The 23,204-nt window shown below is 62.2% G+C and carries 23 protein-coding genes; 4 read left to right on the top strand and 19 right to left on the bottom strand.

Annotation, left to right across the window (positions count from 1 at the left end; translation table 11 throughout):
• Positions 1-80: 80 nt before the first annotated feature.
• Positions 81-614 (top strand): hypothetical protein, encoded by a 534-nt coding sequence (locus AC26AR_RS00305; protein ID WP_488107369.1) that lies wholly within the window; start codon positions 81-83, stop codon positions 612-614.
• A 144-nt stretch (positions 615-758) separates the two neighbouring features.
• Here AC26AR_RS00305 and AC26AR_RS00300 read toward each other — a convergent pair whose 3' ends face one another.
• From AC26AR_RS00300 to hemE, 7 genes are all read right to left on the bottom strand, one after another.
• Positions 759-1,487, bottom strand: a complete 729-nt coding sequence (locus AC26AR_RS00300; RefSeq protein ID WP_043331784.1) for an amino acid ABC transporter ATP-binding protein — start codon at positions 1,485-1,487, stop codon at positions 759-761.
• Between the two features lie 78 nt (positions 1,488-1,565).
• Positions 1,566-2,690: an amino acid ABC transporter permease gene (locus tag AC26AR_RS00295; RefSeq protein ID WP_488107368.1), complete on the bottom strand. Its 1,125-nt coding sequence runs from the start codon at positions 2,688-2,690 to the stop codon at positions 1,566-1,568.
• Positions 2,691-2,700: 10 nt separating this feature from the next.
• Entirely contained in the window at positions 2,701-3,891 is a 1,191-nt protein-coding gene (locus AC26AR_RS00290) for an amino acid ABC transporter permease (RefSeq protein WP_136939467.1), read from the bottom strand.
• Between the two features lie 229 nt (positions 3,892-4,120).
• The gene (locus tag AC26AR_RS00285) at positions 4,121-5,146 is read right to left on the bottom strand and encodes an amino acid ABC transporter substrate-binding protein (protein ID WP_077379634.1); all 1,026 of its coding nucleotides are present in this window, start codon (positions 5,144-5,146) and stop codon (positions 4,121-4,123) included.
• A gap of 413 nt (positions 5,147-5,559) precedes the next feature.
• Positions 5,560-6,423 (bottom strand): polyamine aminopropyltransferase, encoded by an 864-nt coding sequence (speE, locus tag AC26AR_RS00280; protein WP_077379636.1) that lies wholly within the window; start codon positions 6,421-6,423, stop codon positions 5,560-5,562.
• Between the two features lie 271 nt (positions 6,424-6,694).
• A complete protein-coding gene (locus AC26AR_RS00275) occupies positions 6,695-7,066 on the bottom strand; it encodes a VanZ family protein (protein ID WP_136939468.1) in 372 nt (123 codons plus the stop codon).
• A 56-nt stretch (positions 7,067-7,122) separates the two neighbouring features.
• Positions 7,123-8,220, bottom strand: coding sequence for a uroporphyrinogen decarboxylase (gene hemE, locus AC26AR_RS00270; protein WP_077380000.1), 1,098 nt, complete (start codon positions 8,218-8,220; stop codon positions 7,123-7,125).
• A 339-nt stretch (positions 8,221-8,559) separates the two neighbouring features.
• Between hemE and ribA the strand changes: the two genes are divergently transcribed.
• Both ribA and trhA read left to right on the top strand, forming a co-directional pair.
• Positions 8,560-9,195 carry a GTP cyclohydrolase II gene (gene ribA, locus AC26AR_RS00265; protein ID WP_077379640.1) on the top strand — a complete coding sequence of 212 codons (636 nt, stop codon included), beginning with the start codon at positions 8,560-8,562 and terminating at the stop codon, positions 9,193-9,195.
• Between the two features lie 135 nt (positions 9,196-9,330).
• A complete protein-coding gene (trhA, locus tag AC26AR_RS00260) occupies positions 9,331-10,014 on the top strand; it encodes a PAQR family membrane homeostasis protein TrhA (RefSeq protein WP_488107367.1) in 684 nt (227 codons plus the stop codon).
• Positions 10,015-10,162: 148 nt separating this feature from the next.
• On the opposite strand, the gene AC26AR_RS00255 is transcribed toward trhA, so the two are convergent.
• The 5 genes from AC26AR_RS00255 to xseB all read right to left on the bottom strand — a co-directional run bounded on the left by AC26AR_RS00255 (position 10,163) and on the right by xseB (position 16,033).
• Positions 10,163-11,467 carry a Fic family protein gene (locus AC26AR_RS00255; RefSeq protein WP_279875546.1) on the bottom strand — a complete coding sequence of 435 codons (1,305 nt, stop codon included), beginning with the start codon at positions 11,465-11,467 and terminating at the stop codon, positions 10,163-10,165.
• A 608-nt stretch (positions 11,468-12,075) separates the two neighbouring features.
• Positions 12,076-12,699 carry a glutathione S-transferase family protein gene (locus AC26AR_RS00250; protein ID WP_488107366.1) on the bottom strand — a complete coding sequence of 208 codons (624 nt, stop codon included), beginning with the start codon at positions 12,697-12,699 and terminating at the stop codon, positions 12,076-12,078.
• Between the two features lie 188 nt (positions 12,700-12,887).
• Positions 12,888-14,810, bottom strand: a complete 1,923-nt coding sequence (gene dxs / locus AC26AR_RS00245) for a 1-deoxy-D-xylulose-5-phosphate synthase (RefSeq protein WP_077379648.1) — start codon at positions 14,808-14,810, stop codon at positions 12,888-12,890.
• A 12-nt stretch (positions 14,811-14,822) separates the two neighbouring features.
• Positions 14,823-15,722 (bottom strand): polyprenyl synthetase family protein, encoded by a 900-nt coding sequence (locus AC26AR_RS00240; RefSeq protein WP_084209853.1) that lies wholly within the window; start codon positions 15,720-15,722, stop codon positions 14,823-14,825.
• A gap of 26 nt (positions 15,723-15,748) precedes the next feature.
• The gene (xseB, locus tag AC26AR_RS00235) at positions 15,749-16,033 is read right to left on the bottom strand and encodes an exodeoxyribonuclease VII small subunit (RefSeq protein ID WP_077379650.1); all 285 of its coding nucleotides are present in this window, start codon (positions 16,031-16,033) and stop codon (positions 15,749-15,751) included.
• Between the two features lie 312 nt (positions 16,034-16,345).
• On the opposite strand from xseB, the gene serA reads away from it, so the two are divergent.
• Entirely contained in the window at positions 16,346-17,596 is a 1,251-nt protein-coding gene (gene serA, locus AC26AR_RS00230; RefSeq protein WP_077379652.1) for a phosphoglycerate dehydrogenase, read from the top strand.
• Positions 17,597-17,835: 239 nt separating this feature from the next.
• Here the strand turns inward: serA and AC26AR_RS00225 are convergent, their stop codons facing one another.
• From AC26AR_RS00225 to AC26AR_RS00195, 7 genes are all read right to left on the bottom strand, one after another.
• Positions 17,836-18,021, bottom strand: coding sequence for a tautomerase family protein (locus AC26AR_RS00225; protein WP_136939473.1), 186 nt, complete (start codon positions 18,019-18,021; stop codon positions 17,836-17,838).
• 297 nt (positions 18,022-18,318) lie between these two features.
• On the bottom strand, positions 18,319-19,584 hold the full coding sequence (locus AC26AR_RS00220; RefSeq protein ID WP_488107365.1) for a dihydroorotase: 1,266 nt from the start codon (positions 19,582-19,584) through the stop codon (positions 18,319-18,321).
• Positions 19,581-20,633 carry an aspartate carbamoyltransferase catalytic subunit gene (locus AC26AR_RS00215; protein WP_077379658.1) on the bottom strand — a complete coding sequence of 351 codons (1,053 nt, stop codon included), beginning with the start codon at positions 20,631-20,633 and terminating at the stop codon, positions 19,581-19,583. The genes AC26AR_RS00220 and AC26AR_RS00215 overlap by 4 nt, the downstream gene beginning before the upstream one ends.
• Positions 20,630-21,178 carry a bifunctional pyr operon transcriptional regulator/uracil phosphoribosyltransferase PyrR gene (gene pyrR, locus AC26AR_RS00210; protein WP_488107364.1) on the bottom strand — a complete coding sequence of 183 codons (549 nt, stop codon included), beginning with the start codon at positions 21,176-21,178 and terminating at the stop codon, positions 20,630-20,632. The genes AC26AR_RS00215 and pyrR overlap by 4 nt, the downstream gene beginning before the upstream one ends.
• Before the next feature lie 82 nt (positions 21,179-21,260).
• A complete protein-coding gene (gene ruvX, locus AC26AR_RS00205) occupies positions 21,261-21,716 on the bottom strand; it encodes a Holliday junction resolvase RuvX (RefSeq protein WP_077379660.1) in 456 nt (151 codons plus the stop codon).
• On the bottom strand, positions 21,709-22,266 hold the full coding sequence (locus AC26AR_RS00200; protein WP_077379662.1) for a YqgE/AlgH family protein: 558 nt from the start codon (positions 22,264-22,266) through the stop codon (positions 21,709-21,711). Before AC26AR_RS00200 ends, ruvX begins: the two co-directional genes overlap by 8 nt.
• A 15-nt stretch (positions 22,267-22,281) precedes the next feature.
• Positions 22,282-23,187, bottom strand: a complete 906-nt coding sequence (locus AC26AR_RS00195) for a TonB family protein (protein ID WP_284729121.1) — start codon at positions 23,185-23,187, stop codon at positions 22,282-22,284.
• Between the last annotated feature and the right edge of the window lie 17 nt (positions 23,188-23,204).

Below are 23,204 nucleotides of genomic sequence, written 5' to 3'. Positions count from 1 at the left end.
CTAACATCCGCTGCACACAGGGCCCGCTCTGTCCTCTTTCTCGCCCTCTCACTCTTTTGCTCTGTTCCGGAGATGTCTCGATGCGCGATCTGCTCCTGATGCACCGCCCACTGCCCCGCCGTGTGCTGGTCACCGCTCACCTGTCGATTCAGCTGGGCCTTCTGGTCGCGGCTACCGGTTGGACGCTGCAGCACCTGACGCCCATCGGGCCGGACAATTCACTGCTGGCACAATGGCCAGTCCTGTCTCAGGGTGTCGGCGGCTTCCTGCTGGCCTTCGTTCTCACGCGTCTGCTGTTCGAGCTGTTGATGGCACCGCATCACGTGATGAGCGTACGTGGCGCCAACCACTCGTTGGATGCAGCCGCACTTGTCACGCGCTCCATCTCACGTCGCCCTGCCGTGCATGACGATGACGACAGCTGGGTCGGCAAGCCGCGCAGTGTCACCTGGCCGCGCGAGGGCGAGGCATCAGCTGCCACACCGGCGGCAACGACGCCTGCCGAAGCATCGTCCAAGGCCACCGCCAAGCCGCAGGAACCGAGCCTGGGCGGCGACGATGAGCTTCCGGACACCAGCAGCACCGAGGCACGCAGGACGGAACCCAGTCTCTGATGACACGTCACGATGGGTGGCGCTCGGACGAAGCGAGCACTCACTGACACCCTTGTGGAAGACATACGACAACGCCCTGTGTGATTGTCATCACACAGGGCGTTGTCTTTTCTGCGGCTCACATCATCCAATCAGTCCGTGGCCTCAATGCCCCAGTATCTGGCTGAGGAACAGCTGGGTCCGCTCGGACTGCGGATTGTTGAAGAACGGCTCCGGCGCGTTCTCTTCGATGATCTGCCCCTGATCCATGAAGATGACACGATCCGCCACCGTCTTGGCGAAGCCCATCTCATGCGTCACACACAGCATGGTCATGCCTTCATTGGCCAGTTCGACCATGACATCCAGCACTTCCTTGATCATCTCCGGGTCCAGCGCCGACGTCGGCTCATCGAACAGCATCACCTCCGGGCTCAGACACAGCGAGCGTGCGATCGCGACACGCTGCTGCTGGCCACCGGACAGCTGCCCCGGGAACTTGTGGGCCTGATCGGCGATGCGCACCCGCTCCAGGTACTTCATGGCTTCGGCTTCCGCCTCGCGGCGTGGCCGCTTCTGTACCCAGATCGGCGCCAGACAGCAGTTCTCCAGCACCGTCAGATGCGGGAACAGATTGAAGTGCTGGAAGACCATGCCGACGTTGCGACGGATCGCCTCGATCTGCTTGATGTCCTGGGTCAGCGGCATGCCGTTGACCACGATATCGCCTTCCTGATGCTCCTCGAGATGGTTGATGCAGCGGATCATCGTCGACTTGCCGGACCCTGAAGGCCCGCAGATGACGATACGTTCGCCCTTGCGCACGCTCAGATTGATGTCGCGCAGCACGTGGAAGTCGCCGTACCACTTGTTGAGGCCCTTGAGTTCGATCATCGGGCGCTCATCGGCACCGGTGTTGCCCTGCGAGGCAGATGTTGTCGTTGTCATGATGAAGATTCCTTGGCGCCGTGATCAGCGCTTCTTGTGACCGGTATGCAGCAGGCGCTCGAGATACTGGCTGTAGCGCGACATGCTGAAGCAGAAGACCCAGAAGACCAGTGCCACGAAGGCATAGCCCTCGATGGAGTAGCCCAGCCATTTGGGGTCGGCGAGACCGGCCTGCACGATGGCGAGCAGATCGAAGAGCCCGATGATCAGTACCAGCGAGGTGTCCTTGAACAGGGCGATGAAGGTGTTGACGATGCCGGGGATCATCATCTTGAGCGCCTGGGGCAGCACGATCAGCCCCATGTTGCGCCAGTAGCCCAGCCCCAGCGCCATGCCGGCCTCGGTCTGCCCTTTCGGGATCGCCTGCAGGCCACCACGCACCACCTCCGCCATGTAGGCACTCTGGAACAGGGTGATGCCGATCAGCGCACGCACCAGCTTGTCGAGGTTGACCTCGCCAGGCACGAACAGCGGCAGCATCACCGAGGCCATGAACAGCACCGTGATGAGCGGCACGCCGCGCCAGAACTCGATGAACACCACGCAGATGCTCTTCACGATCGGCATCTCGGAACGCCGCCCCAGCGCCAGCAGGATCCCCAGCGGCAGTGCCGCCACGATACCCACCACCGCCAGTACCAGTGTCAGCATCAGACCGCCCCACTCGTGGGTACCGACGATCTCGAGGCCGAAGCTGCCGCCATGCAGCAGGAAGTAGGCAATGAAGGGGAACACCGCCAGGCTGACGATGGCGACCCAGCCCTTGGCCGGCAGCTTCGGAATCGCCAGCCAGGCGATCAGAGCCGCAAAGACGGCGAAGACGATATCGACCCGCCAGGTTTCCTCGCTCGGGTAGAAGCCGTAGATGAACTGATCGAGACGCGCACTGATGAACACCCAGCAGGCGCCCTCCCCCGTGCAGTCCTCACGTGAGGTGCCACTCCAGCTGGCATCGATCAGCGCCCATTGCAGGCTGGGCACCACCAGCAGATAGACCAGATACAGCGCGAACAGCGTGAACAGCGTATTGATCGGTCCGGCGAACAGATTGGCTCGCAGCCAGGCCGCCGCACCGATGCTGTCGCTTGGCGCCGGGCGGGAATCGATCATCTTCTCGGTAACCCGTGACAGGGTCTTTTCAATCGACATGGGCAGACCCTCAGCGCTCGACCAACGCCATGCGGGCGTTGAACCAGTTCATGAACATGGAGACCAGCAGACTGATGGTCAGATACACCAGCATCGTCATGGCGATCACCTCGATGGCCTGACCCGTCTGGTTGAGCGTGGTACCCGCGAAGACCGAGACCAGATCGGGATAGCCGATGGCCGTGGCCAGCGACGAGTTCTTGATCAGGTTCAGGTACTGGCTGGTCAGCGGCGGGATGATGACGCGCAGTGCCTGTGGCACCACCACGAGGCGCAGCGTCATGCCACCGGTCAGCGACAGCGCCCGTGAGGCTTCCGTCTGGCCGTGCGGTACCGCTTCGATGCCGGAACGCACGATCTCGGCAATGAACGCCGCGGTGTACACCGACAGCGCGACCCACAGGGCGAGGAACTCGGGAACGACCGTGATGCCGCCACGGAAGTTGAAGCCCTTGAGTTCCGGCAGCTCCCAGCTCAGCGGCATGCCCATCGCGAAGTAGGCCAGCAGCGGCGCCACGATGATCAGACCGAGCGAGATCCAGCCCGCCGGCAAGCGCTGACCGGTACGGGCCTGACGCTGGCGGTTCCAGTAGCTGAAGATGCCGCTGGCGACGACGGCCAGCACGAACACGGCAATCACCACCGAGAAGCCGCTGGAGGTGATCGGTGCCGGCACGAACAGACCGCGCACGTTGAGGAAGAAGGCCTCGCCCAGCGACAGCGAACCTCGCGGACTCGGCAGAGTGCGAAGAACGGCGAAGTACCAGAAGAAGATCTGCAGCAGCAGGGGAATGTTGCGGAAGACTTCGATGTAGACCGCCGCCAGCCGCGAGATCAGCCAGTTGGGGGAGAGACGGGCGATCCCCATGATGAAGCCGATCACGGTAGCCGCAATGACGCCCAGTGCGGATACCAGCAGGGTGTTGAGCAGACCGACGATGAAGGTATCGCCATAGGTGGACTGCTCGGAATAGTCGATCAGACTTTGCAGAATGCCAAAGCCTGCGGTGTTGTCCAGGAAGGCAAAGCCGGTGGTGATGCCACGGCTTTCGAGGTTGGTCAGGGTATTGCTGACGATGATCGCCAACACGCCGAACACGCCTGCCAGCATCAGAAGTTGGAAGATCAGTGCTCGCTTGGCCGGGTCACGCCAGAATGGCGGCTTGACCGTGGCCGGCGGGCGAGAAGCAGGTTGTGTCATACAGGCAATCTCCGCCGGAAAGCTATGCGACTTCCGCCTGCCGCCCTATCGAACGGCAGATCAGTTATCTCTCGGCACTCGAGGAAAGGATCACGGGGAACAGACCAAGCCCCTCACGACGCTGGCCAGGGGAAATGACCGTATAGCCACTTCTCCCTGGCCAGCGTCCTTGCTCAGCCTGCGTCACGGTTCACCCGGCTCGCGCTGGACCTCCAGGCGAGCCGAGGCATCAGCGAACGGGCGGTGCGTACTGGACGCCGCCGTCGGTCCACAGCGCGTTCAGACCACGCTCGATCCCCAGAGCGGAACCAGTGCCGACATTGCGCTCGAACATCTGCCCGTAGTTGCCCACCTGCTTGATGACCTGATAGGCCCAGTCAGCCGGGAGCCCCATGGCTTCGCCGTAGTTGCCATCGGCACCGACCAGACGCGCGACATTGGGATTGGTATCCGACTTCTTGGCTTCGATGTTGTCGGAGGTCAGACCCATCTCTTCGGCGTTGATCTGAGCGAACAGGGTCCATTTGACGATGTTGAACCACTGGTCATCGCCCTGACGGACGACGGGGCCCAGCGGCTCCTTGGAGATGACTTCCGGCAGTACCATGGCGGACGCCGGATCGGAGAGCTTGATGCGCAGGGCGTAGAGCTGGGACTGGTCGGAGGTCAGGACGTCACAGCGGCCCGCTTCGAAGCCCTTGACGGTCTGGTCGGAGGTGTCGAAGACGACCGGCTCGAAGGACATCTCGTTGAGGCGGAAGTAATCCGCCAGGTTCAGCTCGGTGGTGGTACCGGACTGGATACAGACCGCCGCGCCATCCAACTCCTTGGCACTGGAGACCCCCAGGTCCTTGCTAACCATGAAGCCCTGGCCGTCGTAATAGTTCACGCCGGCGAAGTTGAGGCCCAGAGACGTGTCACGCGTGGCGGTCCAGGTGGTATTGCGCGACAGGACATCGATTTCACCGGACTGCAGCGCGGTGAAGCGTTCCTTGGCCGTCAGCGGGACGTAGCGCACCTTGCTGGCATCACCCAGCACAGCCGCCGCGACACCACGGCAGACATCGACATCCAGGCCCTGCCAGTTGCCGGCGTCATCCGGCGCCGAGAAGCCCGGCAGACCGGTGCTGACACCACACTGGACAAAGCCCTTTTCCTTGACGCTATCCAGAGTCGCGGCACTGGCACCACTGGCTACCGAGGCAGCCAGGAGGGCGGCGCTAGCGATCAGCAGTGGCTTCTTGTTGTTATGCATCTTGAATCCCTCGCGTATGTCTGGAATCCGCTCGGAAACACCCCGAGACGGTGATGGTGCAATGCTGTGCATGGCACCCCTCGACAATAGCAAGCTCCGTTCCAATTTCCGCCTATCGTGTGATCCGCTGCGTTCAACGCTGAAAAAACAGCCGAACGGCAGTGAAAACGGCCAAACCTCCCGATGCCGACCGTCGATCATATGGCGAGACAAGCGTGCAGATAGTGGCGTCTGACGCCTCGTTCGCTTCATATCGGTGCAAAATAAAAACGGCCGTTTCATGACGAAACGGCCGTTCTTGAACTTCCCTGCGCTCCGGTCTGGGGAGTTGCGACCAATGTCGCAGCCACCCTGACTCAACGCTACCGCGCACTGAAACGCATCCTTCACGCCCCGATGCGCTTCTGGATGACTCAGTCTTCCAGCAGACGCTGCATGAAGGGAGGCAGTACCAGGGCGGCACGATGGCCTTCCACGGTATAGAAATCGCGCGCGAAGCTGGCCGCAGCCGCGTCTTCCTCACGGAAGGACTTCACGTCACATCCCTTGCCCGCCAGGGTGCAGCTCCACCAGCCGGACGGGTATACCGGCTGCGGGAACGGCAGGGTCGCGACGCTGTCGAAGCCCGCTTCGCCCATGTCGTTGCGCAGGTCCTTGATGATGGAGTCGGTGTGATACAGCGGCGACTCGCTCTGCTGCACCATCACCCCCCCCTGCTTGAGGATACGGTGGCAGCGCTTGAGGAAGTCGGTCTTGAACAGACCTTCCGCCGGACCGACCGGATCCGTGGAATCGACGATCAGCACGTCGATGCTCTCGTCCGGGCAGTTGTCGACCCACTTGACGCCATCCTCGAACAGCAGCTCGGCACGCGGGTCATCATTGGACTCGACCAGTGCCGGGAAGAACTGCTCGGAAGCCCGCGTGACCGCCGGATCGATGTCGATCTGGGTGACCTTCTCCACGCCCGGGTGCTTGAGCACCTCACGCAGGGTGCCACAGTCGCCCCCCCCGATGATGACGACACGCTTGGGGGCCGCGTGGGTGAACAGCGCCGGATGCGACATCATCTCGTGGTAGAGGAAGTTGTCGCGGTCGGTCAGCATCACGCAGCCGTCCAGCACCATCAGATTGCCGTAGGTCTCGGTGGCATAGACCTCAAGGTGCTGATAAGGCGTCTGCTCGTCATGCAGCTTGTGGCTGACCTTGAGCGAGAAGGCGCTGCCGTGGCGGTCGAAGATTTCGGTGAACCAGGAGCCATCGAGATGTTCGGTCATGAGAACCCTCACAAGGGATATCGGAGTCGGATATCAAGGTATGAATAAGAGGACGGGACATCAGACCCTCAAGGCCTGAATCATCGACACACGCGTCATCGGGCGATGCAGTCCTGATCAATCAACAGGACTCAGGCGCAGCACCATAGCCAAAGACACGCGGAGTGGAAAGAGCTTGTGCACGATCTCGAGGCACTGGGGGTGACGCGCGATGACCAATGACTCACCCGCCAGGCCTCTTCTGGCGGGTAGAGGCCTGGCACACGGCCCGTCACAGGCGGCTCAGGCGCACCATCAGACGTCCGCCCAGGTGGCAGCCAAGCCCGGCAAGAATGCCGAGGAAATCCGCCAGCGCATCCAGCACTTCTGCCCCGCGATAGGGAATCACCAGCTGCAGCCCCTCGATGCCAACGCCCAGCAGCAGCAAGGCGGGCAGGATGACAAGACTGCTCAACCCGGCCAGCCGCGTGGTCAGTGCCAGCAAGGCGAAGGCGGAGAAATGCTGCAGCTTGTCCCAGGGGAAGGTCTGCTCCGGGTGAGGCTCACCCGGCGAGAGCGTGCCGAACAGGATCAGCAGCAGGCAGAACAGTGCCACGCACGCCCAGCCTCGCCTCGGCGCGAGGCGTTGCTCCAGCGGCGTCATGCGTGATACCCCGCCATGAAAGACACGGCGGGGCTGTCAGCCATCAGTGACATGGTTCAATCGCGCGCCAGCGGCGTGGCGTTGGCGGTGTCATCCTGATGATAGGCGGGGCTCAGCTCATGCAGAGCGTCCATCAGAGCATTGACGTTGCCCGGGTCAGTGAACTGGCTGATGCCATGCCCCAGGTTGAAGATGTGGCCAGGCCCTTGACCGTAGCTATCGAGAATGCGGCCGACTTCGGCACGAATCGCGGCGGGAGTGCCGAACAGCGCATTCGGGTCCAGATTGCCCTGCAAGGCCACGCGATGGCCGACGCGCGCGCGCGCATCCGACATCTCGGTGGTCCAGTCCAGGCCGACACCGTCACAACCGCTGGCGGCGATGTGCTCGAGCCACTGGCCGCCATTCTTGGTGAACAGGATCACCGGCACGCGATTGCCTTCGCTGTCAGGCTTGAGGCCAGCGACAATCTGCTCCATGTAACGCAGCGAGAACTCGAGATAGGCCGGTGTGGACAGGGTGCCGCCCCAGGTATCGAAGATCTGCACTGCCTGGGCACCCGCCGCGATCTGGGCGTTCAGGTAATCGGTGACGGCCTGAGCGAGGGTGTCGAGCAACTGATGCATGGCTTCCGGGCTGGAATACATCAGGCCTTTCACGTGGCGGAAGTCCTTGCTGGAACCGCCCTCGACCATATAGGTCGCCAGTGTCCAGGGACTGCCGGAGAAACCGATCAGCGGTACGCGACCGTTCAGCTCGCGGCGGATGGTCGAGACGGCACGCATGACGTAATCGAGATCACGCTCGACGTTCGGAACGCTCAGCGCCTCGATTTCCGCGGCGGTGCGCACCGTCTTGCGGAATTTCGGACCTTCACCTGTCTCGAAGTAAAGCCCGAGGCCCATGGCATCCGGGATGGTCAGGATGTCGGAGAACAGAATGGCGGCATCGAGCGGGAAACGCTCCAGCGGCTGCAGCGTCACCTCGCAGGCACGCGCGGTGTCCATGCACAGGTCCATGAAGCCACCGGCCTGACCGCGGATTTCACGGTATTCCGGCAGATAACGGCCCGCCTGGCGCATCATCCAGACAGGGGTACGGTCAACCGGCTGACGGGCCAGCGCGCGCAGGAAGCGATCATTCTTCAGGGTCATCGGAATCACACATCAGCTCGGGAATGTCCCGGCATTCTATCAGAGCCTGAGCAAAATCCCGCCCATCGCGACGATGCAACAAATGCATTGGCTTTCCCCTCGCTTTCCGCCCAGACACCCGCCCGGCCTCTCCTCCTGAAGTGCTTCTACGGATTGTGGTGGTGTCGGCAACAACGCTTTTCCATCGCAGGCGATGAGTCGCACGCTTCAGACTGGTAAACTCGCCTGATGATTGCATGCTGGCCGCCAATGACGTGAATCACTCATCGAGACATTGCCGAGACCCTGCATGCCCGTGCTTTTTCAGCCCGGCGATTGTTCGGGCGTTCGAGGTGAACAGTGACCATTCGATTCATCGCCGCCTCGCGGCTGCCAACCCCCTGGGCGACCTTCACCATGCACGGTTTCGAGGACGAAACCACCGGCAAGGACCACATCGCTCTGACCCTGGGCGACATCGATGACGGCGCGCCGGTGCTGGGCCGTGTGCACTCGGAGTGCCTGACCGGCGACGCCCTCTTCTCCATGCGCTGTGACTGCGGCTATCAGCTGCAGGAAGCGCTCAAGCGCATTGCCGCCGAAGGGCGTGGCGTGCTGCTCTACCTGCGTCAGGAAGGGCGCGGCATCGGCCTGCTCAACAAGATTCGCGCCTATGAGCTGCAGGATGGCGGTGCCGATACTGTCGAAGCCAATGAGCGCCTGGGCTTCGGCGCTGACATGCGCCGCTACGATATCTGCGTCCCGATGCTGGAGCATCTCGGGGTCAGCACCCTCAAGCTGATGACCAACAACCCGCGCAAGGTCGATGCGCTCACCCGCGATGGCGTCACCATCAGCGAGCGTCAGCCGATCACCACCGGTCTGAACCCGCACAACGAGCAATACCTCTCGACCAAGGCCGGCAAGCTTGGCCACATGATGGCACTCGATGACTTCACCCACGCCAGCGACGTGGATATCGAGCGCAGCGAGTAGAGATCGAGATGCGGGAGGGGGGCACTGATGTGCTCCCGCCCATCGAGAGCCCATGAAGGCGGCGAAAGAGCGTGACATGACGGCGTCATCCTATAGAGAGTAGGCTTGAGAGGAATCCGCGCCGGAGACATCACCATGCGCAAGCCCTCACCCTCACCGACATCGTCACGTCCCGCTCTCTATACCCGGTTTGAAGAATGGCTACATAGTGCCAGCCACGGTCTCGGCGCTGTCATGGGACTCATCGGCACCGTGGTGCTGATCGTGATGGCCTGTCTGGCGGCAGAGGCCGATCCCTGGAAGATCATCAGCATCAGCCTCTATGGCACCACCCTGGTCGCGCTCTACGCTGCCTCGACGCTCTATCATGGCATCCGCCACCCACGCCTCAAGTCCGCTTTCCAGTTGATGGACCACTGCGCCATCTATCTGCTCATCGCTGGCACCTATACCCCCTTTCTGCTGGTCAATCTGCGGGGTCCGACAGGCTGGACACTGTTTGCCATCATCTGGTCCCTCGCGCTGGGCGGCATCTTTCTCAAGCTACGCTGGCCAGCGCGTTTCAGTGCGCTGCGCGTCACCGTCTATCTATTGATGGGCTGGCTGATCGTGTTCGCGTCACCCCTGCTGGTCGAGCAGCTCTCCGAGACGGGGCTCATCCTGCTGGTGGCCGGAGGCATCACCTATACCCTGGGCGTCATCTTCTTCCTGATGACACGCCTGCGCTATCACCACGCCATCTGGCATCTGTTCGTGCTCGGCGGCAGTACCTGCCACTTCTTCGCGATCTACACAGGTGTGCTGCCATATTCCGTGTGAGGTCTGACACGAGGCCGGCTCTCTTGAGCACACTGGCTTGAGAGCACTGACTTGAGAGCACTGGCAAGCCAGATGAAAAAAAGCGGGAAAGGTCGTCATGACCCTTCCTGCTTTTTTTCGCGATATTTTCGCTTTCAAGACGCGCTTTTCAGGGCTCGTTTCTCACGGCGCGGTCTTCCTGCGGCGCGAAGACCGGCAGCCGATAGCGCGTGCCGCGCCCGACACCATAGCTTTCCAGCACCTGCTTGGCGGTCAGATCGGCGAGATCTCGCGCTGCCGTCGGGTCTGAGGTCTCGACAAGCGCGCGATACTCCGCACGCCCGATACCCTCGTCGTCATCACGCTCCAGCAGGGTCAACACCAGTTCGCGCTGACGGGAATTCAGTGGCGTTCTGGCATGTTCCATCCACAGGCGCTCGGCACGCTGCACTCTCAGGTAGTGGGATGCCGTCCGTCGTCCGCCATCTCGCAGCTGTCTCAGCCACCACGCGACCCAGGCGTTCATGTCACCCGGCAGCACCTCATCGGCCGCATCGCCATTCAAGGCCCGGTTGAGCTCAGGCGGAAGCGCTTGCCCACTCGGCGAGGTGCCCGGCGTACCAAGACAATGCTGTTCGAGCTCACGCAGCTCCTCCTGACGCTCCGCCACCACCGTGAACAATGTCTGGCGACGCCAGCAGAGCTGCTCCAACGCCTCTGCTTCCCAGTGTTTCGCCACCTGCCCCGTCCACTCTCCCTGCTGCTGCAATGCCGCCAGCGTATCGACGCGCGTCAACCAGCGAGTCAGCAGCAAGCGTCCGATCAACCCGTTGCCCAGCGCCAGTGGTGAGAGCGCCTGCCAGTGGGCATGCAGCCTGAGGGCGTTGATCACTCCGGGATTGCCAGCCTCCGGCTCCTCCTCTTCCAGACGCTGCCAGAAACGCTCCAGCTCATCCGCAAGTTCATCACCGGTCATGCCAGGCGCTCGGTAGCGCAATCGCTTGAGGCCATAACGTCCGCTGACCGCTTCATGGGGCCCATCACGCCATTCACCGAGACGCTGACCACTGCTGCGCGGCAGGAAGGGGCCCAGCCGGCGATGCCATTCCAGTACCTGCTCACGCGCCAGCGGCTGGAAGGCCGTCCGCACCACTTCGAGCATGACATCCACGAAGACATCAATCCCCGGCACCTGCCCACGGGGCGCCTCCAGCTGTCCGGATTCCAGCCCCAATGCCTGGTAAAGGGCATCGCGCAATGCGGCCCTGCCAAATACCACGCCGGACAGGCGGGCACAGGCCTCCATCTCTTCACTGAGCAAGGTGGCTTCGAGGCGCAGACGTTGGCGAGCCTTCAATTGCTGCCCTTGCGCCACCAACGGTGACATCACCGCCTGCGTTGCGCTCATCTCGCTCAACAGCGGCATGATCGCCAGTCGTCCCTGCGGCCAGTCAGGCTGCTGCCAGATCCACATAAGTCGTTATCCCCATTGAGGTTTCTGTGCAAATCATACCACGAGGATTCGCAATTAACGATATATCGAATCAATAAATGATGCGAAAGAATCATAATTTGCGATATCCGATCAACTTTTACTCAAATCCATGTCTGACAATCGCCACGTCATAGGCAAGCGACTGATTCACATGGCGTTTTAGCGGCTGCACCGGACTCCCTGGCCCTCTCAGACCTCACGACCGATCAACAACCAATCAACTCAATATTATATTGATGATTACGCATCACATTTAGACACGAAAAGCGCTCAAGATCGGATCAACCGCCATTCCGGCAGTGCGGATGACGCCTGACAGGTCTCGGATGCCGCGGCCTCGCCTGCAGCCCCACCCGCGGCACGTGGCCCGCCCCGCTGTCGTGAGGCTTCGCCAGGCCCCCACGATTTCGGACGCGACAGAACGCCCGGAGAGCCCGCCTGAGGCCTGGAAACAAAAAAGGCGCCACCCTGATATCAGGGTGGCGCCTTGGCGCTTGTGCGAGCTTTCAGAGGCCTTGTCTCACGCGCCTCATTTCATGGCTGTGACAGAGCGAGAGGCATCTCTCGATGTGGATGTCTCATATGTATCAGGTGCGATTGGCGGCAGCCTGGGCCTCACGCTCACGCGCCCGTGCGCAGGCCGGGCGCGCAAGAGCTTCCTGCATCCAGCGCGCAAGCGACGAGGGGATCGGCTGCTGCGCCTTGTGGGCCCAGCCCAATACCTGAGCGAGGAAAAGATCAGCGAGGGTGAAGTCGTCGCCCAACAACCAGCCCTGTCCCTCGAAGCGGCGCTGGAGCGCTCCCAATGCACGCTGGAATTCCCACTGCGCGGTCTGCTTCACGTCTTCACAGCGTCGTTCTTCCGGCAATGCGAAGGTGTGCTTGGCCAGCGTCCACAGCGGCTGCTCAAGTTCGGTGGTCACAAAGCTAAGCCACTGGTCTAGCTGCGCCTGACCTTCCAGCGAAGACGGTATCAGGCGGCCTTCACGGGCGGCGAGATAGCGACAGATGGCACTGGATTCAAACAGTACCAACTCCCCCTCGACGATGGCGGGCGCCTTGCCGTCGGGATGAATGGCCAGATACTCGGGGCTGCGTCCTTCTCCCGCCTTGAGATCGAGGCTGTGGATCCGATAGTCGAGTTCCAGCTCTTCCAGCGTCCAGGCGACGCGCAGTGAGCGGGAATTGGGGTAGCTGTAGAGAGTCAGCATCGTGGCGGGCGTTCCTTGGCAACATTGCGAAAAGGGGATCGGCAGTCCGTCCCAGCATGGCGCGCCAGCGTCGATCATGCCAGCAGAGTGCGGCACATCAGGCGCGTTTTTCACGCAAGAAAAAACGCCTGTGGACAACTCGAATGTTCGAATCATCCACAGGCGTTCCTGTGAGCCAGGTGGCAACTTCAGCGTGCGAGACGCCCTTCGATACTGGCGCGAATGCCAGCCGCATCCAGCCCGCAATCACGCAGCAGCTCTGCCGGCTTGCCATGCTCGACGAAGTCATCCGGCAGTCCCAGCAGCAGCATCGGCTGCGCGAGACCGGCATTCAGGTAGAGCTCTGCCACGCCGGCACCCGCACCGCCTGCCACGGCATTCTCTTCCACCGTGACGACCAGATCATGCTCGTCGGCGATCTCCAGCAGGGCCTCGCGATCCAGCGGCTTGATGGAGCGCAGATTGAAGTGGGTCGCGTCCAGTGCCTCGGCGACCTCCGCCACCGGCGTGTTCATGCTGCCTACGGCAACGATGGCAATGCGCACGTCGGGACTGGCACTGATGCGACGACGATATTCGCCCTTGCCGATCGTCAGTGGCGTCAGGTCATGCCCCGTGGCGACGCCGGGTCCGGTGCCACGCGGATAACGCACGGCCGCCGGACCGGGATGTGCCAGCGCCGCACTCAACATGCCACGACACTCGCTCTCGTCCGCCGGCGCCATCACCACCAGCTCCGGCACGCAACGCAGGAAGGACATGTCGAGGCTGCCGTGGTGGGTCGGTCCATCCTCACCCACCAGTCCCGCGCGATCGATGGCAAAGGTGACATCCAGCTTCTGTACCGCGACATCATGGATCAACTGATCATAGCCACGCTGCAGGAAGGTGGAATAGATCGCCACCACCGGCTTCATGCCTTCACAGGCCATGCCGGCCGCCACCGTCACGGCATGCTGCTCCGCGATGGCGACATCGTAGTAGCGATCAGGATATTCCTTCGAGAAACGCACCAGATCCGAGCCTTCCCGCATGGCAGGCGTGACACCGATGACACGAGGGTCAGCCGCGGCGGCATCACAGATCCAGTTGCCGAAGACGCTGCAGTACTTCTGCGGCCTGGGTGCCGGTACATCCGTCACGGAAGGCGCCTGCCGCGCCTGCTCCGACGAGGCCTTCTCCAGCTTGGTGATCGCGTGGTAGCCGATGGGGTCGCGCTCGGCCGGCAGGAAGCCCTTGCCCTTGCGCGTCACCACATGCAGGAACTGCGGACCCTCGAGATCGCGCATGTTGCGCAGTGTCTGGACCAGCGCCGGCAGATCATGCCCATCGATGGGACCGATGTAATTGAAGCCCATCTCCTCGAACAACGTCGCCGGACTGATGAAGCCCTTCATGTGCTCTTCGGTACGCTTGGCAAGCTCCAGCGCCCCCGGGAGCGGCGACAGCAGCTTCTTGCCGTTGGCGCGCATCTGGGTATAGGGCTTGCTGGCCAGGATACGCGCCAGATAGCTCGCCAGACCGCCGACATTTTCCGAGATCGACATCTCGTTGTCGTTGAGCACGACCAGCAGGTTGGCTTTGACGTGCCCGGCATGCGCCAGCGCCTCGAAGGCCATGCCGGCCGTCAGGGCGCCATCACCGATCACCGCACAGGCGCGACGGGATTCTCCCGCGGTACGCGCGCCCAGTGCCATGCCCAGCGCGGCGCTGATCGAGGTGCTGGAATGCCCCACCCCGAAGGTGTCGTAGTCACTCTCGGCGCGCTTGGGGAAGGCAGACAGGCCGTTGTATTGACGCATGCTGTGCATGGCGTCGCGCCGGCCGGTCAGGATCTTGTGGGGATAGGCCTGATGACCGACATCCCACACCAGGCGATCACGCGGGGTTTCCAGCGCATGATGCAGGGCAACCGTCAGCTCGACGACACCGAGGCCGGCACCGAAGTGCCCCCCGGTGCAGCCGACGCTGTAAAGCAGGAAGGCGCGCAATTCATCGGCCAGCTGGCGCAGCTGTGCCGGACTCATGGCCCGCAGTGCGTCTGGTGTCTCGACCGCATCGAGCAATGGCGTCGCGGGGCGCGCCTCAGGTATCTCGTCAAACAGCTTCATAGGCGTCAGGAATCAGTGGTCTCGCTCGATCATGTAGCGCGCCAGCACCGCGAGAGGCTCTGCGGCCTCTCCCAGCGGTGCCAGGGCATCCAGGGCCTCGTCCAATAACTGACCTGCCCGGGTTCGGGCTCCTTCCAGGCCAAGCAATGACGGGTAGGTCGGCTTGTCGCGTGCAGCATCCGCACCGGCGGTCTTGCCCAGCGTGGCGGTATCGCCGGTCACATCCAGGATGTCATCCTGAATCTGGAAAGCCAGGCCGATGGCAGAAGCGTAGCGCTCGAGAGCCTCAAGACGCGAATCCGATTCCTCGACCGCCACCAGCCCGCCAAGACGAACAGCCGAGCGAATCAGCGCGCCAGTCTTGTAGGCGTGCATGCGCGACAGCGCCTCGACCTCTCGGAACTGCCCCACCGCCTCGAGATCCAGCGCCTGCCCCGCCACCATGCCACGTCGACCGGAAGCCTCCGCGAGGGTGCGTATCAGGGCTGGCGTTCTCGCATGTGCGGTATCGGCAATGACCTCGAAGGCCAGGCTCAGCAGGGCATCGCCCGCCAGAATCGCGGTCGCCTCATCGAAGGCGCGATGGACGGTGGGCTGGCCACGGCGCAGGTCGTCGTCGTCCATCGCCGGCAGGTCATCGTGAACCAGTGAATAGGCATGAACAAGCTCCAGAGCGGCCGCAGTGGCATCCAGCGCTGCACGCCCTGCCTCGTCCTCATCGCCTCCCAGCGCACGTCCGGCAGCGTACAGCAGGACAGGCCGCAGTCGCTTGCCACCTCCCAGCACGCTGTAACGCATGGCCTCTTCCAGCCGATCACTGACCGCCCCCGCTGGACTGAGCAATGCCTCGAGCACAGCCTCGCTACGCGCCTGCCCACCACGAATCAATTCGCTTGCCTGCGCGGACGGCATGGCTTGCGTCGTCGATGCACCTGACATCACCAATCGTTCTCCTCATCCCCTGCACCGACGGAACTGCCGGGCATCTCGGGCGCTTCGAATGCAGTGGACACCAGCGTGCCATCAGGCCCTTCGACCAAGGCCTGCAGACGCAGCTCGGCGTCGTCGAGCCGTCGTTGTGCTTCACGCGCCAGACGCACTCCCTCCTCGAAAGCGCCCAATGACGCTTCCAGCGACATGTCGCCGGCTTCCAGTTGCGTCACCAATCCCTCGAGACGCGCAAGGGTGGCGGCGAAATCCTGCGGCGCTTCCTGTTCGGCCATGAGTGCTCTCGCTGATCAGACCGGGCTGAACCCGGGATGTCCATGTGATATGCCAGTATAACCTGATGGGCCCTGTGACGCTGCCCACCCGACACCGGCGTGACCACTCGTTTCAAGCTGTGCATTTTTCATGCTGACCGATTGGACATTTCAACCGGGGCCCGCACCAGCTGTGATATTCTTTGCCCCCCTGTTGACAGCACGCCCCGCTGTTTTTCTGGCATTTTCTAAAGGCGTGACACGCCAGCAGGACATGAAAAAGACCAAACGAACAGAAACGTCGGCATGACCGGCGAGAGGGTTGATTCGACAATGGCCAAGACGTCCCTGGACAAGAGCAAGATCAAGATTCTATTGCTCGAGGGTGTCCACCAATCCGCCGTGGATAACTTCCTCAACGCGGGTTACACCAACATCGAGCTGCTTCAGACCTCGCTCGCCGAGGACGAACTGATCGAGAAGATCCGTGATGTGCACTTCATCGGCATCCGCTCCCGCACCCAGCTCAACGAGCGCGTGATCAGCGCTGCCGAGAAGCTCACCGCCATCGGCTGCTTCTGCATCGGCACCAATCAGGTCGATCTGGAAGCTGCACTCAAGCGCGGCATCCCGGTCTTCAATGCGCCCTACTCCAATACCCGCTCCGTCGCCGAGCTGGTACTGGCAGAAGCGATCATGCTGATGCGTGGCGTGCCGGAAAAGAGCGCCAAGGCGCACCGTGGCCAGTGGATGAAAACTGCCAAGAACAGCCATGAAGTCCGGGGCAAGACACTGGGCATCGTCGGCTACGGCAGCATCGGCTCGCAGCTGTCCGTACTGAGCGAATCTCTCGGTCTGGATGTCATCTACTATGATGCGGTCACCAAGCTGGGCATGGGCAATGCCCGCCAGGTGGCAAGCCTGGAAGAACTGCTGGCGCGCGCTGACATCGTCACCCTGCACGTCCCGGAAATCCCCTCCACCAAGTGGATGATGGGCAAGCAGCAGTTCGCGCTGATGAAGCAGAACAGTGTCTTCATCAACGCCGCTCGCGGTACTACCGTGGTGATCGAGGACCTCGCCGAAGCCCTCTCCAGCGGCAAGCTGCTGGGCGCGGCCATTGACGTCTTCCCGGTCGAACCGAAAGGCAATGGTGAAGAGTTCGTCTCCCCGCTTCGCGAGTTCGACAATGTCATTCTGACGCCGCACGTGGGTGGTTCCACCATGGAAGCTCAGGAAAACATTGGCGTGGAAGTGGCGGAGAAGCTGGTGACCTACTCCGATAACGGCACCACCATCGGCTCCGTCAACTTCCCGGAGGTCGCGCTGCCGGCCCACCCGGAGAAGCACCGTCTGCTGCACATCCACGACAACGTGCCGGGCGTGATGTCCCACATCAACCGCGTACTGTCCGAGGAAGGCATCAACATTTCCGGCCAGTACCTGCAGACCAACAATACCGTCGGTTACGTGGTCATCGATGTCGACAAGGCCTACGGCAAGAAGGCACTCGAGGCCCTCAAGACCGTCGACCATACGCTGCGCATTCGTACTCTCTACTCGGAAGCTGATTTCGAAGGGTGAATCCGACAGTGCACGTCACAGTGACGGAACCATAGCCGTGGGGATGTCGCTGATACAAGAACGCCGCAGCCATCAGGCTGCGGCGTTTTTTTTTCAATACGACTCGGAACAGAGAGGCGATGACGCACTGACTGTTTCACGTGGAACATCTTCGATTTTTTGGTAAAACCAAATATATTCAACCACTTGTGTCACGACACGACGCTTGTGAACAGCAGTGACCATCGCGCCCATTGCACTCAGCGGTCTGACAATGGCGTACCCGCAACCGCCCAGTTTTCCGGCTCGACTTCCTGCAGTACGACCCATACCGACTCCTTGCGCACCTCCAGTACGCGAGCCGTCTCACGGGTCAAGGCTTCGACCAGTTCCCGTTTCTGTGCCTCTGTCTTGCCGCTGATGAATTCCGCACGAATCATGGGCATGCTTTCGACTTCCTATATATTCCAACATTCTCTTTTCCAGCACTCGAGGCTCGCGCAACGACATGCTGGCCATGTGGCGTGATGCCGGGCATCGATGTTCCACGTGAAACATCTGCTGATCGTGGCGGACATGTTGCCCAGGTCGGCACTGGCTTCTCTGCGAAGCAACCAATAGCTCCCCAGCACCACAAGCCATGAAATCGCTGACTTATCAGCAAGTTGTAACCAGCCACCCAGAGACTGACCTCAAGAGACCGGCCTCCTGGTGAAGCATGGATGTTCCACGTGAAACATCTTTCAAGCGTAGCGCGTATCGCCCAACAGCACGCGTTCGACACGCCCGGTCAACTGCATGCCGAGCAGTGGCGTATTATGTCCAGCACTTGCCAGCGTCTCGCTGGAGACACGCCATTTCTGCTCCATATCAATCACCGCGAGATCACAATACTCACCTTCCTTCAGCATGCCCCCCTTGAGCCCGAAGCGCCGGGCGCTGAACGTCAGGGTCTCGATCAGGCGCGGCAGCTTGATCATCTCGGCCTTGACCAGCGCCAGCCCAAGCGGCAGCACGGTTTCCAGACTGGTCATGCCGGGCTCGGAGACCGCGAAAGGCGCACATTTCGCGGCCGCCTCATGTGGCAGGTGGTCACTGACGATCGCATCGATGGTGCCATCGGCGACAGCGGCACGAAGTGCCTCACGATCGTCGGCACTGCGCAGAGGCGGCTGAAGATGGAAGTTGGCATCAAAGCCTTCCAGCTGCTCATCGGTCCAATGCAACTGGGCGATCGAGACATCCGCGGTGATATCCAGCCCTCGGGCCTTGGCATCACGCACCAACTCCACCGCGCGAGCACTGGAAAGCAGCGAGACATGCGCCCTCACGCCGGTCTGCTCGATCAGCAGCAGCCATTGGGTCAGCGCGATGGTCTCTGCCGATTCGGGAATTCCTGCCAATCCGAGGCGTGACGCGATGGCCCCCTCGTGCGCACATCCCTGACCCGCCAAGGTGGCTTCCTGTGCCTGGAAGACCACCGTGATATCGAAGGTGCGCGCATATTCCAGACAACGTCGCAGCACACCAAGATCACGGATCGGCCTGCGCAGGTTGGTCAAGGCGACACAACCGACGGACTTGAGTGCGGCCATGTTGGCGAGCAGCTCCCCTTCCAGCCCCTGGGTCAGCGCTCCCAGGGGGGCCACCCTGACACCTGCCACATCGCGAGCGCGATCGAGCAGGGTGCGCACGTGAGAGGCACTGTCGAGCACCGGACTGGTATCCGGACGAGGCAGGATGACGCTGTATCCCCCTGCCAGTGCCGCGGCCGATTCACTGGCCAGACTGCCCTTGTAGCGCGGTCCGGGATCACGCAGATGGGCCCCCAGGTCAGCGAAGGCCGGCACGACAAGCTTGCCCGAGAGATCCTGCTGCTCATCCGCGACGAAGTCACGCGGAGGCGCACCGATCGCGACCAGACGTCCCTCTTCGAGGTGCAGGTCATACTGGCCATCGCGGCCACTGGAGGGGTCGATGACCCGAGCATTGATGAGGCTGAGTTTCATGCTCCAGCTCCTCGAGAACGTTCATTTCTGCGCTCAGCGCGCGCCTTCATCTGGCCTGATACCGCCATCGACAGCACCGCCATCCGGACGGCGATGCCATTGGTGACCTGATCGAGGATCAGCGAGCGCGGACCATCCGCGACGGCGGATTCGATCTCGACACCTCGATTGATGGGTCCCGGATGCATTACTACCGCCTCAGGATGCGCGTGGGCGAGGCTTTCGCGGGTCAGGCCGTAGCGACGATAGTATTCCGACTCCGAGGGCAGCAGCGCGCCATCCATGCGCTCCTTCTGCAGACGCAACATGATGACGACATCGACATCCTTGAGCCCGGCTTCAAGCTCGGTGAACACCTGGCAGCCCAATGTCTCGACGCCCACGGGCAGCAGTGTCCTGGGGGCCACGACACGCACCTCGGCTGCCCCCAGGGTGTTGAGTGCCAGAATCTGCGAGCGCGCGACTCTCGAATGCAGGATGTCACCGACGATGGCGACGCGCAGGTTGGCAAAATCACCCTTGTGGCGACGAATGGTCAGCATGTCGAGCATCGCCTGGGTCGGGTGGGCATGACGCCCGTCACCGGCGTTGATGATCGCCACATGGGGCGTGATCTGGCTGGCGATGAAGTGCGCCGCGCCCGAGTCACCATGGCGCACCACGAAGGCATCCGCCTGCATGGCCTCGAGATTGACCAGCGTGTCCATCAGTGACTCGCCCTTGGCTGCGGAAGACGTCTTGATGTCCAGGTTGAGCACATCCGCCGACAGGCGCTTGGCGGCGAGCTCGAAGGTGGCCCGGGTACGCGTGGAGTTCTCGAAGAACAGATTGGCCACCGTACGCCCCCGCAGCAGAGGCACCTTCTTGACCTCCGCATCACCGATGCCGCGGAAGTGATCCGCCGTGTCGAGAATCTCGGTCAGGACTGCACGCGGCAAGCCTTCGATATCCAGGAAGTGGCGCAGACGCCCCTGCTCGTCAAGCTGGACCTGGGACGGGGAGGCCGCACGCACCTCTGCGCTGGCCTGGGTGAGATCGAACAGGTTCATGCCGCACTCTCCCCGGTATCCACCAACGTCAGACGCAAGGCATCCGGCCCTTCCAGCTTGATGCGCTTGCCGGGCGCCAGGGCCAGACTGGCGCCCAGCGCATCCGGCTGAACCGGCAGTTCACGCCCCGGCAGCTCCAGCAGACAGGCCAGCAATACGCGTCGTGGACGCCCGTAATCGAACAGTTCATTGAGCGCAGCACGCACGGTGCGACCACTCATCAACACATCGTCGACCAGCAGAAGATCGCGATTCTCGATATCCGGCAGCTGTGAGCCCTTGCCGGCGTCCGGCAACCCCTTGTGCCCGAAATCATCTCGCCAGAAACCGATGTCCAGCGTCGCCAACGCTTCGCTGAGCCCCAGACGCTCACGCAGTGCCCGGGCAATCCATACCCCGCCGGTATGAATGCCGACAGGAATCAGCCGCTCACGCTCGATCTCACGACGCTCGAACAACAACTCGAGCTCTTCGGTCATCGCCTCGAGAAGCGCTTCCACATCGGGCAGCGTCTCGTGGTCGTCGTGTACCTCGGAATGTTGCATGGGTATCGCATCCTCATACTTCCGCCAGCGGCGGCAGACAGACAAAAAAAACCCGCTTCCGTGAAGGAAGCGGGTGGGGTATTCAGTAACCGACAAGGTCGCCCTCGCCTCGCTGGCTTGCAAACCAGCTCTCGAGTATCAGCTGAGCGGCGAGGCCATCCACGCCATCATCACGATAGTTGCCGCGGTGACCGCGTTCACGTGCCAGCCCCTTGGCCGCCTTGGTGGAACCACGCTCATCCCACATCTCCAGCGGCTTGCCATATCGGCCGTACAGACGCTTGCCAAACTTGCGGGCACGGCTGCACATCAGGCTTTCGGTGCCGTCCAGCTCCAGTGGCAATCCCACCACGAACAGATCCGGCTGCCACTCCTCGATCAGACGAGTGACCACATTCCAGTCCGGGATGCCGTCACGCACGTGCAGGGGCACCAGCGGTGAGGCCGTGCCCAGCATCTCGGTGCCCACTGCCACCCCGATACGGCGCGTACCGAAATCGAAGGCCAGTACCGTCCGGCTGACGACCCGCTCAGCCATGCCCGATCTCCCGTGACATCAGGCTCATGTTCACACCCAGCTTGCGGGCCGCTGCATCAAGGCGCGACTCGCTGTCGGCATCAAAGAGAATGCCGCTGTCGCCTTCGACGATCAGCCAACTGTTCTCCTTGAGCTCATTCGTCAGCTGGTCAGGCTCCCAGCCAGCACAGCCGAGGCAGACCATGAAATCTTCCGGCCCCTTGTTGTCGGCGATCGCCTTGAGAATATCCAGCGAGGTCGTAAGGGCCAGCTCATCCGTCACCTGCAGGCTGGAATCCCATTCCGCGGCCTGGCCACGGTGCAGGATGAAGCCGCGGTCCTTGTGCACGGGGCCGCCATAATAGACGACGTCTTCCAGGCACTCGCAGCTGTCCGCCGCGATCTCGAGCTGCTCGAACAGACCACGCATGGTCAGCTTGATGGGCTTGTTGACGATGACACCCAAGGTGCCCTTTTCATCGTGATCACAGAGGTAACTCAGCGAGCCGGAAAAGTTGTCATCATCGAGATGAGGCATCGCCAGCAGGAAATGGTCTCGCAGACTTTGCATGGTCCTCCCGAGGCGTCAGGGCGCGCCAGAATCGTTGCCGGGGCCGAATCGCCAGATGCGGGTGATGGTCAGTTGGCTCATGCCCCTGAGACTCTCATCGAAGGGAGCATAGGGGGCCGCGCCATAGACCGTATCCAGAGCCGCCTGGTCGAGCTCGGCATGTCCCGAGGATTGTAACACTTCCGCGTACTCAAGCTGACCGCTGGGCAACACGACGGCACGAATGCGCAGCTCCCCGCTCAGATCGGCGGGCGCGGGATAGTGGAGATTGCCGAAGGACTGCACCGTGCCGGTCCAGTCATTGATGTAGCGAGCCCGCGCCGAGGCGCGGGCCGCCTTGCGCGAGGCCACATCACCGGCCACCTCGCGAGTCTGGCCCGAGGCCTGGATCGCCCCGACATCCTGCTCGATGGCTTCCTGCTCATTGTCCGGCGTATCCGGCAGGATCTCGGAATGCGAGACCTGCTGTGGCGAATCATTGCGGGTCGCGATGACCTCCGGGATGCGCTCCGGCAACACCAGGGGCACGGCAGCTGCCTCGGGCACCGGGGCCTCGCCGCTGACGGGAGCTCTCTGCTCACCCGCCCGGGGGGGCGTCTGACTGGCTGGCCCGGCTTGCACCGCCGCCTCACGCCCGCTTCCACTGGCCTGCTGATCCTGCTCGGCGACGACATCCGATGTGACGGCACGTGAGCTGGCCTGGCTGACCAGCGTGACGTCGAGCATCACCGGGTCAGGCAATGGCGGCACCTGAGGGGGCACCATCAGGCCACTCCCCAGCAGCCACCAGCCGACTACCGCATGCACCCCCAGTGCCGCGCCCCAGGCCACCACGCGACGATGCATCCGGGTCACCGGCACGTAGGTGATCGGATCGGTCACGCTATGGTTGACTCCCCACCACTCGACGGGTGCTGCCATGCCCCACTCCCTGTCTG

Source organism: Cobetia sp. PS-4MA, assembly GCF_057670765.1.
The sequence above is the reverse complement of the archived record's forward strand: the minus strand, read 5'-3'. Positions and strand labels throughout refer to the sequence as shown.